This is a genomic window from Salmonella sp. SG203, assembly GCF_013350575.1.
In the GTDB taxonomy this organism is placed as follows: domain Bacteria; phylum Pseudomonadota; class Gammaproteobacteria; order Enterobacterales; family Enterobacteriaceae; genus Salmonella; species Salmonella enterica.
Genome location: NZ_SNMT01000003.1, coordinates 325,036 through 340,108, shown reverse-complemented (window position 1 = coordinate 340,108; position 15,073 = coordinate 325,036). Strand labels below are relative to the sequence as shown.

Sequence of the window (15,073 nt, the reverse complement as noted above, 5' to 3'; positions counted from 1 at the left end):
ATTACCCATGACAACACCATCCTGGCGGTCGCTTCGTATTAAGAAGTATCAGTTTTCTTTACGTCTTTTCTTGTTTCTCAACGCCGTGTCGGCGCTATTTACTCTCATTTTCCCCCTTTATCAGATCAATGTATTTTGCACGCCAATGATCGGGATAGTGGTCCTGAGCGTATTACTGTTGATATGGCATGGGAAATATGGACAAAAAAGAATTAATCTCCCCTTTATCTCCCTACTCTTTGGGGGAATATGGGCGGCGCATATTGCGCTAAAGTATCCGGCGTTAGGCCATTATGATTTCTCTTTTTTACTGATTTCCCTGCTTAGCGTTCTGTTTATCGGCTCGATAGCCTTTGCCGCGAATATCGTCGCGTTTACGCTCTATTCGCTACCGCCAGTCGCGGTCTGCCTGTGGCTGAACGGTAATGAACAAGGTTTGCGAATTCTCTATTTGCTGGCCCTGCCAATGGTGGGAATCGCTATTCAACATGTTATCCAGAAACGCTACGATAACTTTGCCCAACAGCTCATGTTTAAGCTGCTGGCCGAGCGGGAAACCCTCAATGGCCTGAGTATGCTTGATCCATTAACCGGCTTATATAACCGCCGTGGCCTGCAAAATCGGCTGGATACGTTACAGGCGCCGGGCAGCCATGAACACTACGTTCTGCTACTGGATATCGATCATTTCAAAGCGTATAACGATCACTACGGTCATATGATGGGCGATCAGGCGTTAATCCGCGTCTCAGCGGCAATTCGGGACGCCGTGCGATCGCGCGATGTCGTCTGCCGTTTTGGCGGGGAAGAATTTCTGGTGTTGCTGACCACCGCCGAACCACAGCAAGCCCGCGCTACCGCAGAACGTATCCGACAGGAAGTATACGATCTTAAAATCCCGCATATGTTTAACGAAAGCGTCGCCACCAATGTCACTGTCAGTATCGGCATTGCGCCCCTGACGGATCGCAATATCGGAGACGCTATCGAAAAAGCGGATAAAGCGCTCTATGAAGCCAAGCATCTTGGACGTAACCACATTCTGGTCAGCGACGACATGCGCGCCCTATGAATCCTGTTGGCGTAATCGTGCTACGCCAACAGCGTTAACCATAAACCGCTTGCCATCGTTTATCGCTATCGATAGGATTAGCAATCATTATCATTTAGATTAACATCATTAAACTGCGCTATGGCCTACCGTTCCGCACCGATTGCTGACGATATTATCTGGCGAGCCACTCCCCAGCCGGAAGACGCCTCGCTGGCGGACGCAGTACGCGAGACGATCGCCTCTACCCGTAAGCACCTGTTGGACTTCATCCGGCTGGATGAAACGCCGCCGCCAGCGGCGATGACTCTTGCCCAGTGGACGCGCCCCGCGACGTTTCGTTCATTGCTGGCCGCCTATTCCGATCACATCTATCGGCACACGCCAGGCCTGCCACGTGAAAATAAGCCGTTACTCTCCCTATGGGCGCAATGGTATATCGGGCTGATGACGCCGCCGCTGATGCTGGCATTACTGACGCAAGCGCGCGCTATCAATGTCTCGGCAGAACATATTCACGTTGAATTTCATGAAACCGGGCGCGCCGCGTGTTTCTGGCTTGACGTGCATCAGGATAACCTGGCAACGGGGCGTTCCCCGGAAGAACGAATGGAAACGCTGGTAGTCTCCGCACTACAGCCGGTCATTCAGGCGCTGGAGGCGACTGGCGACATCAACGCGAAACTTATCTGGAGCAATACCGGTTATTTAATCAACTGGTATCTGACTGAGATGAAACCGCTGCTTGGCGAAGCCCTGCTGGCAACGCTACGCCAGCGCTGTTTTTTTGAAAAGCAGCTATCCGACGGCCAGGATAACCCGCTGTGGCGGACCGTCGTAATGCGCGACGGTCTTCTGGTACGCAGAACCTGCTGCCAACGTTACCGCTTACCTGACGTACAGCAGTGCGGCGACTGCACGCTAAAGTAAACCGCTTTACGTTGCCTTCAGTTATCGTCACGGCTTACTGCTGCTGGCCTGTCACATTATTATATTTACAGCGGCGCTCTCCGTATGCCAAATTACGTTTTGCCATTTTTGGGTCTACCGTGGCTATTGGTAAGGTCTCAGGAGAGAAGAATGAGTCTGCAATCTGTACGGCAATTTCTGGCCGATCATGCTCCCGATATAGAAATTATCGAATTAAATCAAAGTACAGCGACTGTCGAACTGGCAGCCAAAGCGCACAACGTAGAGCCAGGGCAAATAGCTAAGACGCTCTCGCTTAAAGTAAAAGACACCATTATCCTGGTGGTCGCGAAAGGCGATGCCCGCCTGGATAATAAGAAGCTTAAAACCACTTTCGGCGCAAAAGCCCGTATGTTGAGCAGCGATGAAGTGGTCAATGCAACCGGACATCCTGTCGGCGGCGTATGTCCTTTCGGGCTGGAGCACCCGCTGCCCGTTTATTGCGACATCTCTCTGAAGGGGTATAACGAAGTATTGCCTGCCGCAGGCGCCACGCACAGCGCAGTACGCATCACGCCGGAAAGAATGGCTGAACTGACATCGGCGACCTGGGTAGACGTGTGCCAATAACGCGCCTGGCCCCCGGATTCCCCGAACAAGCACGGCGCATCCGGCGCGGGCTATACCCGATGCTGGAGCGCGGTAGCATCGCCGGCGCGCAGATATAACAGAATATCCGCCGCATCGAGTAACCCGGCATCAGAACTCACGCCCAGCTTGGACATCACATTAAACTTATGCGCCCGGATAGTCTTAATGTTACGTTCTAACTGGACGGCAATTTGCGGCATTGAGTAGCCGTTCGACATAAAACGCAGAATCTCCCGCTCGGTTGGACTAAGCATACAATTCTGGTGAAGTTCCCAAAGATTATCTGTACGCTCCGTTGTCCGCCGGGCGCTATTAAGCGATGTAAATAAGGCATCCTGTAAAACATCCAACGGCGACGCTTTGCTGATGACCCCATCCAGCGGCAGCGGGGATAATGCGCTGATTAAGCGGGCTTCAGCATCATCATCGGCAATCACCAGACGCCGCATATGGGGATAATTTATCGCCAGTTCCGTCAGGCTGGATAATCCTGTCCGGCGTTCAGTTCTTAACGCAGAAAGAGAAAAAATAACGGCAGAAAACGGCGTCTTTAGCGCAGCCTTATAAAACGCGGATGGTTTTGAAAAAATATGAAGCGTATGTCGGCAATCCGGCATTGCATCAAATAGCCCTTTAATACCAATAGTGCTCATCACGCATTTTTCTACGAGCGCAACATTTCTCTTGCTGATTCTGTTTTCCATTCCATGGTTTCTCCATATACCGAAGGTAGGTTCAATTCTCTGGCTCCCTGAGAACTGTTTATCCATGCATACATCTCTGCATTACTGTGTATTGATAAGCGTCGCATGGCGCTATTTTTTTGGGCGCTAATTGTTTTATTACTTTTTTTAAGTAACGCCGCAATTTGGTTAATGCCCCACCCTTTTCCTAAAAGGCGTAATACTTTTCGTTCAGACAGCGTAAGGACAATCGGCCTGTCGTGGGACTGCTGAATTTCAGACGGTGCCTGAGGCGATAATAATGTTTTGCTTATTCTTTCTGAGCGAGCGTTTCCCGCATGGATAACGCTAATAAGATTCTCGATTGGCTCTTCGTCTGAAAGCAAGGTGCTGACGGGGCCCATCAGGAGATCAACCGCATGTGGATAGCAGGATTTAGGAACCAGAAATACCCAATGTATGTCGCGATATTGCGAGATTAAGCTATAAAAATATTCGCAGATAGCGCGGGGAGAGGCATTGTTAACTGCTAAATCAGCAATAACTAAATTACTTCGGCGTAGCTGTAGCAGCGTTAGCTCTTCTATCGTACGACAATACGCCAGTTTATAATCGGGGAAATTACCTGTTATAGCCCCTTTAAGGCCTTCCTGTATAAGAGGGGTTTTACTGATAATAAGTCCATTTTTGCAGCATCCTGGCAGCATAATTCCTCCGCACCCACGCCGCCACTTTTCATTGCCCCATTAATAAAAACACTATTAACAATGATCGCAAAGAAATATAGGCCGAGTGGATTAATTATCCTTGTTTTATTTTTAAATATCTAACATTGATTGCGCTACAATCCACATAGCACAAAAACATGAAATCACTATCGCATAGTTACTCATAAAACCAGAAGCAAGACAATTAAATTAACTAAATTTGCACATTAGCAATTCTAACGAAAACGCATCATATTAATAAATTTAAAATATGAGTTCGCCCTTCATTCATATTGCTGAGTCCTAAAACAAAAGCCCAACAATACTGTCCACCATCCATAAAACCCATGTAATATCTACGAATTACACTAAGTCATGCCTATTTTTACGCCCGCTGCTCACGCCATTGTGGTTAAACCATTAATGCATATCGTTGATAAAATTCACCATATCATTGATTCAAAAATGAGCGGCCAGGCTGGCATAATGCCTCTATTCTGGAAACGGACATACGAGAACCGTCGCCCATAAGGATATCCTGCTTGTGACGAAGCGCACGTCTCAGGAAGCTTATGCGTTGCGTCTGGCGGTTGACGTTTTTATCAACAAGAAATTGATCTTAACCAACGCCATCATGCCTGCGCTTCGTGTTAAAAAGAAAGCCTCTGTCATAGTGGCGGCGCATAGAATGTCTTTTCGGACAGGACGAGTCATGCAAGAAGAGCAATCAATTCAACGAGCAGTAACACGGTTATGTATTCAATGCGGGCTGCTTTTATTGCAGCACGGGGCGGAAAGCGCACTGGTTGATGAGCTTTCCACCCGACTCGGTTTGGCGCTCGGTATGGATAGCGTCGAAAGCGCGATCTCCTCTAACGCCATTGTCCTGACGACCATTAAAGACGGACAATGTCTGACATCGACACGTAAAAACCAGGATCGCGGCATTAATATGCACGTCGTCACGGAGGTTCAGCATATCGTTATCCTCGCGGAACATCGTCTGCTGGATTACAAAGGCGTGGAAAAACGCTTTAGCCAGCTCCGCCCGCTGCGTTATCCGCGCTGGCTGGTGGCGTTTATGGTCGGTCTTTCCTGCTCCTGCTTTTGTAAGCTGAATAATGGCGGCTGGGATGGCGCGGTTATCACCTTTTTCGCCAGTATGATAGCCATGTATATCCGCCAGATGCTGGCGCAGCGGCATTTACATCCGCAGATCAATTTTTGCATTACCGCCTTTGTCGCTACCACGATTTCCGGGCTGATGCTCACCCTTCCCGCCTTTAGCCAGACGCCCACTATCGCCATGGCGGCGAGCGTACTGCTACTGGTGCCGGGCTTTCCGCTGATTAATTCCGTCGCAGATATGTTTAAAGGACATATTAATACCGGGCTGGCGCGCTGGGCTATCGCCAGCCTGTTGACACTGGCCACCTGTGTGGGCGTAGTGATGTCAATGACAATATGGGGGCTACGAGGATGGGTATAATCGACTTTTTACTGGCGCTAATGCAGGACATGATCTTGTCTGCGATCCCCGCCGTCGGGTTTGCGATGGTCTTTAATGTTCCCCACCGGGCGCTTCCGTGGTGCGCGCTACTGGGGGCGCTGGGTCATGGCTCGCGTATGCTGATGATGAGCGCAGGCTTTAATATCGAATGGTCGACGTTTATGGCTTCGCTGCTGGTCGGCAGTATTGGTATTCAGTGGTCACGCTGGTATCTCGCTCACCCTAAAGTGTTTACCGTCGCGGCCGTGATCCCGATGTTTCCGGGGATTTCCGCCTATACCGCGATGATTTCCGCAGTAAAAATTAGCCATCTGGGCTATAGCGAACCGATGATGATTACGCTGCTGACCAATTTTCTGAAAGCCTCTTCCATTGTTGGCGCGCTCTCAATTGGCCTCTCTGTACCGGGATTATGGCTGTACCGCAAACGCCCCCGCGTGTGAATGGTGGAACGCCTCCTGCTGTTCTTACAGGTCTGTGTGGTACTATAAAAACAGTCGCCCTTCTCGGTTGTTGTTCCATATTGAGAAACATTATGTCTTCCAGAATTTTAACGTCGGACGTCATCGGTATTGACGCCCTTTTACACGATCATCATGCTGTGCTGGCGAAGTCAACGGGCGGCGCAGTGGCGGTATTCGCTAATAATGCGCCTGCCTTTTATGCCGTGACGCCTGCACGCATGGCTGAACTGCTGGCGCTTGAAGAAAAGTTATCACGTCCGGGAAGCGATGTGGCGTTAGACGCGCAATTTTACGAAGAACCCGAAGCCGCCCCCGTTGCGATTCCCTGCGGAAAATTCGCCATGTATCCCGCCTGGCAACCGGATGCGGATTTTCAGCGTCAGGCCGCCCTTTGGGGCGTGGCGCTTCGGGAGCCGGTCACCGCAGAAGAGCTGGCGGCGTTTATCGCCTACTGGCAGGCGGAAGGTAAGGTTTTTCACCATATCCAGTGGCAGCAAAAGCTGGCGCGCAGCGTGCAAATCAGCCGTTCCAGCAATGGCGGAATGCCGCAGCGCGACATCAATAGCGTCAGCGAACCTGACAATCATATTCCACCAGGTTTTAGGGGGTAACGATGAAAAATGTTGGCGACCTGATGCAGCGTCTACAAAAAATGATGCCTGCGCATATTACGCCGGCGTTTAAAACGGGCGAAGAACTGCTGGCCTGGCAGAAAGAGCAAGGTGAGATCCGGGCGGCGGCGCTGGCGCGGGAAAATCGGGCGATGAAAATGCAGCGCACCTTTAACCGTTCCGGCATTCGACCGCTGCATCAAAACTGTTCGTTTGATAACTATCGGGTTGAGTGCGACGGACAAATGAACGCGTTAAGCAAAGCCCGACAGTACGTTGATGAATTTGACGGCAATATCGCCAGCTTTGTCTTTTCCGGCAAGCCGGGAACCGGTAAAAATCATCTCGCCGCGGCTATTTGTAACGAGCTGCTGCTGCGCGGAAAGTCAGTACTGATTATCACCGTAGCGGATATTATGTCAGCGATGAAAGACACGTTCAGCAATCGGGAAACCAGCGAAGAGCAGTTGCTTAACGATCTGAGTAACGTTGATCTGCTGGTGATCGACGAGATCGGCGTGCAGACAGAATCCCGCTATGAAAAAGTGATCATCAATCAAATTGTCGATCGTCGTTCCTCGTCAAAACGTCCCACCGGCATGTTGACGAACAGCAATATGGAAGAGATGACGAAAATGCTTGGCGAACGCGTCATGGACCGTATGCGTCTCGGCAACAGTTTATGGGTTAATTTTACCTGGGACAGTTACCGCAGCCGGGTGACGGGTAAAGAGTATTAAATTGCAACGTGCTCCAGGGCGATACGACGCCTGGCTGGCATAACACAGGTGATTACCATGAATACAGCGAAACATGTTCTGTGCTGCGCGGCGATCGCCAGCGTACTGATTTCCACCAGCGGTATTGCCGCCAGTCAGTTAAGCGCTCAGGGCGCGAACGCACAGCAGGGCGGGATGTCGCTTTCTGCGCTAACCGGTCTGCTCAGCAGAGGTGCCCAGTCGCTCAGCGCCGATAATATGAATAATGCCGCCGGTATTTTGCAGTACTGCGCCAAACAGAAGCTGGCGTCCGCTACCAACGTGGAAAACGTTAAAAATCAGATTCTGAACAAGTTGGGGTTGGATACCACACAGCAGGAGCAGGACACTAACTACCTGAACGGCCTGCAAGGGTTACTCAAGACGAAGGACGGCCAGCAGTTGAACCTCAATAATATCGGCAGTACGCCGCTGGCGGAAAAGGTGAAAACCAAAGCTTGCGATCTGGTGTTGCAGCAAGGGCTGAATTTCCTCTCCTGACTGCGTTTTTCTGACCGTGCGCCACGCCGGGACGCCCTGATAAAAGCCGTGTTTTGGCCCTTTACCCGCCAACACGGCATTAACCCGATTTTTCTCTTCGTCTTTTCCTGTTATTAACCGCTATGGCAGGAAGTGATGCCGATCAAAAAACCAACTTTCTAAACTCATTCTAAATAACAGCGCCGTGTAAAGTTATTAGAATTGCAGCAATGTGACATCGCTATTACATTGTTAGAAATTTTTTCCTGCCAGCGATAAGCCTGGTTTATTGAGGATCGTCAGTTGTCCGAGTTGCTCTCTGTCGCTCTGTTTCTCGCCTCTGTGCTGATATATGCCTGGAAGGCGGGCCGTAACACCTGGTGGTTTGCCGCCACTCTCACGGTGCTGGGACTTTTTGTCATTCTGAATATTACCCTGTATGCCAGCGACTATTTTACCGGCGACGGGATCAATGACGCAGTGCTTTATACGCTCACGAATAGTCTGACGGGAGCGGGAGTCGGCAAATATATTCTGCCGGGAATCGGTATTGCCCTGGCGTTAGTGGCGGTATTTGGCGCGCTGGGATGGGTACTACGCCGCCGCCGTCACCATCCTCATCACGTCGGTTACAGCCTGCTGGCGTTACTGCTGGCGTTGGGTTCGGTCGACGCCAGCCCGGCGTTTCGCCAGATTACCGAACTGGTAAAATCACAAATGCGCGATGGCGATCCGGATTTTGCCGTTTATTATAAAGAACCAGCAAAAACCATTCCTAATCCGAAGCTCAATCTGGTCTATATCTACGGCGAGAGCCTGGAACGGACCTATTTTGATAATGACGCGTTCCCCAATCTCACGCCAGAGTTGGGCGCGCTGAAAAATGAGGGGCTGGATTTCAGCCATACCATGCAACTGCCGGGAACGGATTACACCATCGCCGGGATGGTGGCTTCCCAGTGTGGTATTCCGCTGTTTGCGCCGTTTGAGGGCAATGCGTCCGCGTCGGTTTCCAGCTTCTTCCCGCAGAATATCTGCCTCGGCGATATTCTGAAAAACTCCGGCTACCAGAACTATTTCGTGCAGGGCGCTAACCTGCGTTTTGCCGGGAAAGACGTGTTCCTGAAATCACACGGATTTGATCATCTGTACGGCGCTGAAGAGCTAAAAACGGTGGTGGCGGACCCGTCTTATCGTAACGACTGGGGCTTCTACGACGATACGGTGCTTGATGAGGCATGGAAGAAATTTGAAGCGCTTTCCCGCTCAGGCCAGCGGTTTTCGCTGTTTACGCTGACCGTAGATACTCACCACCCGGACGGGTTTATCTCACGCACCTGCAACCGCAAACGCTACGATTACGACGGCAAGCCCAACCAGTCCTTTAGCGCCGTAAGTTGCAGCCAGGAAAACATCGCCGAGTTTATCAACAAAATCAAAGCGTCACCGTGGTTTAAAGATACCGTTATCGTCGTCTCTTCCGACCATCTGGCGATGAATAATACGGCCTGGAAATACCTGAATAAGCAAGATCGCAACAATCTGTTTTTCATTCTGCGCGGCGATAAACCACAGCAGGAGACGCTGGCGGTCAAACGCAACACGATGGACAACGGCGCAACGGTGCTGGATATTCTCGGCGGCGATAATTTTATCGGTCTGGGACGTAGCAGCCTTTCCGGGCAGTCGCTGTCGGAAGTGTTCCTGAATGTAAAAGAGAAAGTGCTGGCGATGAAGCCGGATATCATTCGCCTGTGGAATTTCCCGAAAGAGATAAAAGATTTTACCGTCGCTCGGGACAAAAACATGATCGCTTTTTCCGGCAGCCACTTCCGCCTGCCGTTACTACTGCGCGTATCGGATAAGCGCGTCGAGCCGTTACCGGAAAGTGAATACTCCGCTCCGCTACGGTTCCAGTTGGCCGACTTCGCCCCGCGCGATAATTTCGTTTGGATCGATCGCTGCTACAAAATGGCGCAGCTATGGGCGCCGGCGCTGGCGCTCTCTACCGACTGGTGCGTCTCGCAGGGGCAGCTTGGCGGGCAGCAAACCGTACAGCATGTTGATAAAGCGCAGTGGCAGGGTAAGACGGCGTTTAAAGACACGATGATCGATATGGAGCGCTACAAAGGCAACGTCGATACCTTAAAGATTGTCGATAACGATATTCGTTATAAAGCCGATAGCTTTATCTTTAACGTGGCGGGCGCCCCGGAGGAGGTGAAGCAGTTTAGCGGCATTTCCCGGCCGGAGTCCTGGGGGCGCTGGTCAAATGCGCAGTTGGGCGATGAGGTTAAAATCGAATATAAAGCGCCGCTGCCGAAAAAGTTTGATCTGGTGATCACCGCCAAAGCCTTCGGCGACAACGCGAATCGGCCGATTCCGGTACGCGTAGGCAACGAAGAACAGACGCTGGTGCTGGGTCACGATGTGTCCACTATCACGCTGCATTTCAACAACCCGACGGACGCGAATACCTTAGTCATTGCGCCGCCCGCTCCCGTCTCCACCAACGAAGGTAATATTTTGGGCCATTCGCCGCGCAAATTGGGGATTGGCATGGTGGAGATCAAAGTGGTGAATGTTGAGGGTTAAAAGAGAAGGTCATATATGCCGGGTGGCGGCTGCGCCTTACCCGGCCTACACATCATCTTTATCCATAAACTGGCGCACAGGCCTGATAAACGCTACGCCATCAGGCAAAAGTGTGAACATCTCATCCGGCCTACGGTCGTCTGTAGGCCGACTGTTCACCATACGCCCTTAAAACGTTTCCCAATTATCGCTGCCGTCGGCCACTGCGGCCTTTGGTGACGACACGGCTGCCGGGGTTTTTACCGCAGCCACTTCACGCGCACGCTGCTGTTGCTGGTGAATACGGAACACCGCGACGGCCTGGGTCAGACGGCTGGCTTGCTCTTCCAGCGCCGCAGCCGCGGCGGCGGACTCTTCCACCAGCGAGGCGTTCTGCTGCGTTACGCGATCCATCTCCGCTACCGCCAGGCCCACCTGGTCGATACCACGGCTTTGCTCGTCGGACGCCGAGGCAATCTCGCCCATGATATCGGTCACGCGGGTCACTGCATTGACGATCTCATCCATGGTTTCACCGGCGCTTTCGACCAGCGTCGACCCCACATCAACACGGCTCACGGAATCCTCAATCAGACTCTTGATCTCTCGTGCCGCCTGCGCGCTACGCTGGGCCAGATTACGGACTTCACCGGCCACCACCGCGAACCCGCGTCCCTGCTCGCCTGCGCGCGCCGCTTCTACCGCCGCATTCAGCGCCAGGATATTGGTCTGGAAAGCAATACCGTCGATTACGCTGATAATATCGGCGATTTTCTGCGAACTGGAGGCGATATCGCGCATTGTTTGTACGACGTTATCCACCACTTTGCCGCCTTTTTGCGCTGTTTCAGAGGCGCTCAACGCCAGGTGACTGGCCTGACGGGCGTTTTCGGCGTTCTGTTTCACAGTCGCGGTCAGTTGTTCCATACTGGCGGCGGTCTCTTCCAGAGACGCTGCCTGCTGCTCAGTACGGGAAGAGAGATCGTTGTTGCCCATCGCAATCTCGCTGGCGCCGCTGTAAATGGCGTTGGCGCCATTGCGCACATCGCCCACGGTACGCACCAGTTCGCTCTGCATATGACGTAAGTTGTCCGCCAGTTGCCCCATTTCGTTAGAGCCTTCCACATCAATACGTTTCACCAGATCGCCGCTGGCGATATGGCGAATGCTTTCAATCAGACGATTCATCGGGGCGATAAGCGACAGTTTGATGCCGAACCAGACGGCGATAATCACCACCAGAACGGCAATTAGCACACTGACCAGTACCCACATCGCCTGGTTGTAGGAACTGTTGTTATCCTCAACAGCAATATCGTACAGACGATCGTTTTGCTGCATATAGGCCATGTACTGCTTCTCAAAAGCGTCCTGATAGCTTTGAGTCGGTTGATCAAAAAACTCGTTAATCTTACCCGCGCCAAGAAGCTGAATAAGCTCCGCCAACGCGCCGTGGTAGATATCATAGGTTCGTTTGATCTCAAGGAAAGCCGCCTCACTCTGACGTGGATCGCGCGGTAACGCCTCATACTGCTCCCAGTTTTTTTCGGTCAGCTTCAGCGTATTGGTCGCCCCCTGCATCAGTTCAGCGACAGTTGCGCCGCTGCCAATATTGCTCTGGTCCATCATCCAGCGGATACCCGCGCGATTCAGGGTATTACGCGTTTGCAACAGTTCCACCCAGGTTGCATTCAGGGCAGACTGCTGCTGACGAATGGTTTGCAATACGGTGAAGTTTTCTTTGTCATTCTTCAGCGAGTTGAAGAACAGCCCGCCGGATGTCAGTTGTAAAAGGCCAAATAGCGCCAATACCAGCAGTAAGCTGGTAACAATTTTAATTCGCTTTAACATGTTTTCTCTTTCCGCTAGACAGATACAGAATTTTCGGCCTGGAAAGGGAAAACTTTATGGGATGCGCGCCATTAATATCACGATTAGCTCAGTTAAGTCGTTATGACGCCCCGCGCAACAAGGATCGTCCCATTTTATATCGTGATCTCAATCACATAAAATAGCCCACGCCCTCCTCCGCGAAACCGCTTACCGGTACGTCCGACCGCTTAAACCGCCATACAACCACTCACTGATTTACCTAACTTTACGCGCGCGATGATCTGGCAAGATCCTCTCAGCATAGCAGTCAATCTACCTCCTCAAACACGAACTCAATATCCACCCAGCTTCGGCTGATAATTAAACTTACAACCAGGTTTTACTATGGATACGAAAAAGATATTCAAGCACATACCCTGGGTGATTCTCGGAATCATCGGTGCTTTCTGCCTCTCGGTCGTTGCCCTACGTCGGGGTGAACACGTGAGCGCCCTGTGGATCGTGGTCGCTTCCGTTTCCGTCTATCTGGTGGCTTACCGCTACTACAGCCTGTACATCGCCCAGAAGGTCATGAAACTCGACCCGACGCGCGCGACGCCGGCGGTTATCAATAACGACGGCCTGAACTACGTGCCGACTAACCGCTACGTGCTGTTTGGTCACCACTTCGCCGCCATCGCTGGCGCAGGTCCGCTGGTCGGGCCGGTATTGGCCGCGCAGATGGGCTATCTGCCGGGGACACTGTGGTTACTGGCGGGCGTGGTGCTCGCGGGCGCAGTGCAGGACTTTATGGTGCTGTTCATCTCTTCCCGCCGTAACGGCGCCTCTCTTGGCGAGATGATCAAAGAAGAGATGGGTACCGTTCCAGGCACCATCGCGCTGTTCGGCTGCTTCTTAATTATGATCATCATCCTCGCGGTGCTGGCATTAATCGTGGTTAAAGCGCTGGCCGAAAGCCCGTGGGGCGTCTTCACCGTCTGCTCAACGGTGCCGATTGCGCTGTTTATGGGCATCTACATGCGCTTCCTGCGTCCGGGACGCGTAGGCGAAGTCTCCGTTATTGGTATCGTGCTGCTGGTGGCGTCTATTTACTTCGGCGGCGTGATTGCCCACGACCCGTACTGGGGCCCGGCGCTGACCTTTAAAGACACCACCATTACCTTCGCGCTGATCGGCTACGCCTTTGTTTCCGCGCTGCTGCCGGTATGGCTGATTCTCGCCCCGCGCGACTATCTCGCTACCTTCCTGAAAATCGGCGTGATCGTCGGTCTGGCGCTGGGGATTGTGATCCTCAACCCGGAACTAAAAATGCCGGCATTGACGCAGTATGTCGACGGTACCGGCCCGCTGTGGAAAGGCGCTCTGTTCCCGTTCCTGTTCATCACCATCGCCTGTGGCGCCGTCTCTGGCTTCCACGCGCTCATCTCCTCCGGCACCACGCCGAAACTGCTGGCCTGTGAGACCGATGCGCGTTTTATCGGCTACGGCGCGATGCTGATGGAGTCCTTTGTTGCGGTGATGGCGCTGGTGGCGGCCTCGATCATTGAACCGGGTCTCTACTTCGCGATGAACACCCCGCCGGCAGGTCTGGGCATTACCATGCCAAACCTGCACGAGATGGGCGGCGAGAACGCGCCGCTGATTATGGCGCAGTTGAAAGACGTTACCGCACATGCAGCGGCGACCGTCAGCTCCTGGGGCTTTGTGATTTCCCCGGAACAAATCCTGCAAACTGCGAAAGATATCGGTGAACCGTCAGTATTGAACCGCGCAGGCGGCGCGCCAACGCTGGCAGTAGGTATCGCGCACGTGTTCCACAAAGTCCTGCCGATGGCGGATATGGGCTTCTGGTATCACTTCGGTATTCTGTTTGAAGCGCTGTTTATCCTGACCGCACTGGATGCGGGTACCCGTTCCGGCCGCTTTATGTTGCAGGATTTGCTGGGTAACTTCGTCCCGTTCCTGAAAAAAACCGATTCTCTGGTCGCGGGTATCATCGGTACCGCAGGCTGCGTCGGTTTGTGGGGCTATCTGCTGTATCAGGGCGTGGTCGACCCGCTGGGCGGCGTGAAGAGCCTGTGGCCGCTGTTCGGTATCTCTAACCAGATGCTGGCCGCCGTGGCGCTGGTGTTGAGCACCGTGGTACTGATCAAAATGCAGCGCACCAAGTACATCTGGGTGACGGTGATCCCGGCGGTATGGCTGCTGATCTGCACCACCTGGGCACTGGGCCTGAAACTGTTCAGCGCCAACCCACAGATGGAAGGTTTCTTCTACATGGCAAACCTGTATAAAGAGAAGATTGCCAACGGCACCAACCTGACCGAGCAGCAGATTGCCAACATGAACCATATCGTGGTGAACAACTACACTAACGCTGGTTTGAGTATTCTGTTCCTGGTGGTGGTGTACAGTATTATCTTCTACGGTTTCACCACCTGGATGAAGGTACGCAACAGCGATAAACGTACCGACAAAGAAACCCCGTATGTGCCCGTGCCGGAAGGCGGCGTGAAGATCTCTTCACACCACTAAAACTGATGCCGGGTAGCGCACAGCGATCCCGGCTAGTGTAGGCCGGATAAGGCGCAAGCCGCCATCCGGCTTTATTCATTAACAGGACGGCAGAATGTTTGATACTTTAGGTCAGGCAAAAAAATATCTCGGCCAGGCGGCAAAAATGTTGATTGGTATTCCGGACTACGACAACTATGTCGAGCACATGAAAACCAACCATCCCGACAAGCCGTACATGACCTATGAAGAGTTCTTCCGCGAACGTCAGCAAGCACGTTACGGCGGCGATGGCAAAGGCGGCATGCGCTGTTGTTAATGGAGAGAC

At 52.4% G+C, this 15,073-nt stretch carries 14 protein-coding genes; 11 read left to right on the top strand and 3 right to left on the bottom strand.

Annotation, left to right across the window (positions count from 1 at the left end; all coding sequences use genetic code 11):
* Positions 1–7 precede the first annotated feature (7 nt).
* The 3 genes from HV477_RS07625 to HV477_RS07615 all read left to right on the top strand — a co-directional run bounded on the left by HV477_RS07625 (position 8) and on the right by HV477_RS07615 (position 2,590).
* On the top strand, positions 8–1,072 hold the full coding sequence (locus HV477_RS07625) for a GGDEF domain-containing protein (RefSeq protein WP_023203373.1): 1,065 nt from the start codon (positions 8–10) through the stop codon (positions 1,070–1,072).
* A gap of 120 nt (positions 1,073–1,192) precedes the next feature.
* Positions 1,193–1,981 carry a siderophore-iron reductase FhuF gene (fhuF, locus tag HV477_RS07620; RefSeq protein ID WP_079898714.1) on the top strand — a complete coding sequence of 263 codons (789 nt, stop codon included), beginning with the start codon at positions 1,193–1,195 and terminating at the stop codon, positions 1,979–1,981.
* A 150-nt stretch (positions 1,982–2,131) separates the two neighbouring features.
* Entirely contained in the window at positions 2,132–2,590 is a 459-nt protein-coding gene (locus tag HV477_RS07615) for a YbaK/EbsC family protein (RefSeq protein ID WP_000058276.1), read from the top strand.
* Positions 2,591–2,640: 50 nt separating this feature from the next.
* Here the strand turns inward: HV477_RS07615 and bglJ are convergent, their stop codons facing one another.
* Together bglJ and HV477_RS07605 are read right to left on the bottom strand one after the other, a co-directional pair.
* Positions 2,641–3,315, bottom strand: a complete 675-nt coding sequence (bglJ, locus tag HV477_RS07610; RefSeq protein WP_000431546.1) for a DNA-binding transcriptional activator BglJ — start codon at positions 3,313–3,315, stop codon at positions 2,641–2,643.
* Positions 3,276–4,001: a response regulator transcription factor gene (locus HV477_RS07605; protein ID WP_079898715.1), complete on the bottom strand. Its 726-nt coding sequence runs from the start codon at positions 3,999–4,001 to the stop codon at positions 3,276–3,278. Before HV477_RS07605 ends, bglJ begins: the two co-directional genes overlap by 40 nt.
* A gap of 712 nt (positions 4,002–4,713) precedes the next feature.
* On the opposite strand from HV477_RS07605, the gene HV477_RS07600 reads away from it, so the two are divergent.
* From HV477_RS07600 to opgB, 6 genes are all read left to right on the top strand, one after another.
* Positions 4,714–5,490 carry a threonine/serine exporter ThrE family protein gene (locus HV477_RS07600; protein ID WP_001747536.1) on the top strand — a complete coding sequence of 259 codons (777 nt, stop codon included), beginning with the start codon at positions 4,714–4,716 and terminating at the stop codon, positions 5,488–5,490.
* Positions 5,481–5,954, top strand: a complete 474-nt coding sequence (locus tag HV477_RS07595) for a threonine/serine exporter (RefSeq protein WP_000511329.1) — start codon at positions 5,481–5,483, stop codon at positions 5,952–5,954. Before HV477_RS07600 ends, HV477_RS07595 begins: the two co-directional genes overlap by 10 nt.
* 92 nt (positions 5,955–6,046) lie before the next feature.
* On the top strand, positions 6,047–6,586 hold the full coding sequence (gene dnaT / locus HV477_RS07590) for a primosomal protein DnaT (protein WP_000098573.1): 540 nt from the start codon (positions 6,047–6,049) through the stop codon (positions 6,584–6,586).
* 2 nt (positions 6,587–6,588) lie between these two features.
* A complete protein-coding gene (gene dnaC / locus HV477_RS07585; RefSeq protein WP_000799924.1) occupies positions 6,589–7,326 on the top strand; it encodes a DNA replication protein DnaC in 738 nt (245 codons plus the stop codon).
* 57 nt (positions 7,327–7,383) lie between these two features.
* Positions 7,384–7,845: a DUF2501 domain-containing protein gene (locus HV477_RS07580; protein WP_001090314.1), complete on the top strand. Its 462-nt coding sequence runs from the start codon at positions 7,384–7,386 to the stop codon at positions 7,843–7,845.
* A 282-nt stretch (positions 7,846–8,127) separates the two neighbouring features.
* A complete protein-coding gene (gene opgB / locus HV477_RS07575; protein WP_079898716.1) occupies positions 8,128–10,419 on the top strand; it encodes a phosphatidylglycerol--membrane-oligosaccharide glycerophosphotransferase in 2,292 nt (763 codons plus the stop codon).
* A 168-nt stretch (positions 10,420–10,587) separates the two neighbouring features.
* Here opgB and tsr read toward each other — a convergent pair whose 3' ends face one another.
* Positions 10,588–12,249, bottom strand: coding sequence for a methyl-accepting chemotaxis protein (gene tsr, locus HV477_RS07570; RefSeq protein WP_000919517.1), 1,662 nt, complete (start codon positions 12,247–12,249; stop codon positions 10,588–10,590).
* Between the two features lie 366 nt (positions 12,250–12,615).
* Between tsr and btsT the strand changes: the two genes are divergently transcribed.
* Entirely contained in the window at positions 12,616–14,766 is a 2,151-nt protein-coding gene (gene btsT, locus HV477_RS07565; RefSeq protein WP_000379929.1) for a pyruvate/proton symporter BtsT, read from the top strand.
* Between the two features lie 94 nt (positions 14,767–14,860).
* Complete coding sequence (locus HV477_RS07560; RefSeq protein ID WP_000460616.1) at positions 14,861–15,064, top strand: YbdD/YjiX family protein; 204 nt, start codon at positions 14,861–14,863, stop codon at positions 15,062–15,064.
* Positions 15,065–15,073: the final 9 nt, after the last annotated feature.

Excerpts from the sequence above, each read along its gene's own strand:
- HV477_RS07605 (WP_079898715.1), bottom strand. The coding sequence starts at position 4,001 with ATGCTGCCAGGATGCTGCAAAAATGGACTTATTATCAGTAAAACCCCT.
- HV477_RS07625 (WP_023203373.1), top strand. The coding sequence starts at position 8 with ATGACAACACCATCCTGGCGGTCGCTTCGTATTAAGAAGTATCAGTTT.
- dnaC (WP_000799924.1), top strand. The coding sequence starts at position 6,589 with ATGAAAAATGTTGGCGACCTGATGCAGCGTCTACAAAAAATGATGCCT.
- fhuF (WP_079898714.1), top strand. The coding sequence starts at position 1,193 with ATGGCCTACCGTTCCGCACCGATTGCTGACGATATTATCTGGCGAGCC.
- HV477_RS07595 (WP_000511329.1), top strand. The coding sequence starts at position 5,481 with ATGGGTATAATCGACTTTTTACTGGCGCTAATGCAGGACATGATCTTG.
- HV477_RS07580 (WP_001090314.1), top strand. The coding sequence starts at position 7,384 with ATGAATACAGCGAAACATGTTCTGTGCTGCGCGGCGATCGCCAGCGTA.
- dnaT (WP_000098573.1), top strand. The coding sequence starts at position 6,047 with ATGTCTTCCAGAATTTTAACGTCGGACGTCATCGGTATTGACGCCCTT.
- HV477_RS07560 (WP_000460616.1), top strand. The coding sequence starts at position 14,861 with ATGTTTGATACTTTAGGTCAGGCAAAAAAATATCTCGGCCAGGCGGCA.
- bglJ (WP_000431546.1), bottom strand. The coding sequence starts at position 3,315 with ATGGAAAACAGAATCAGCAAGAGAAATGTTGCGCTCGTAGAAAAATGC.
- tsr (WP_000919517.1), bottom strand. The coding sequence starts at position 12,249 with ATGTTAAAGCGAATTAAAATTGTTACCAGCTTACTGCTGGTATTGGCG.
- HV477_RS07600 (WP_001747536.1), top strand. The coding sequence starts at position 4,714 with ATGCAAGAAGAGCAATCAATTCAACGAGCAGTAACACGGTTATGTATT.
- btsT (WP_000379929.1), top strand. The coding sequence starts at position 12,616 with ATGGATACGAAAAAGATATTCAAGCACATACCCTGGGTGATTCTCGGA.
- HV477_RS07615 (WP_000058276.1), top strand. The coding sequence starts at position 2,132 with ATGAGTCTGCAATCTGTACGGCAATTTCTGGCCGATCATGCTCCCGAT.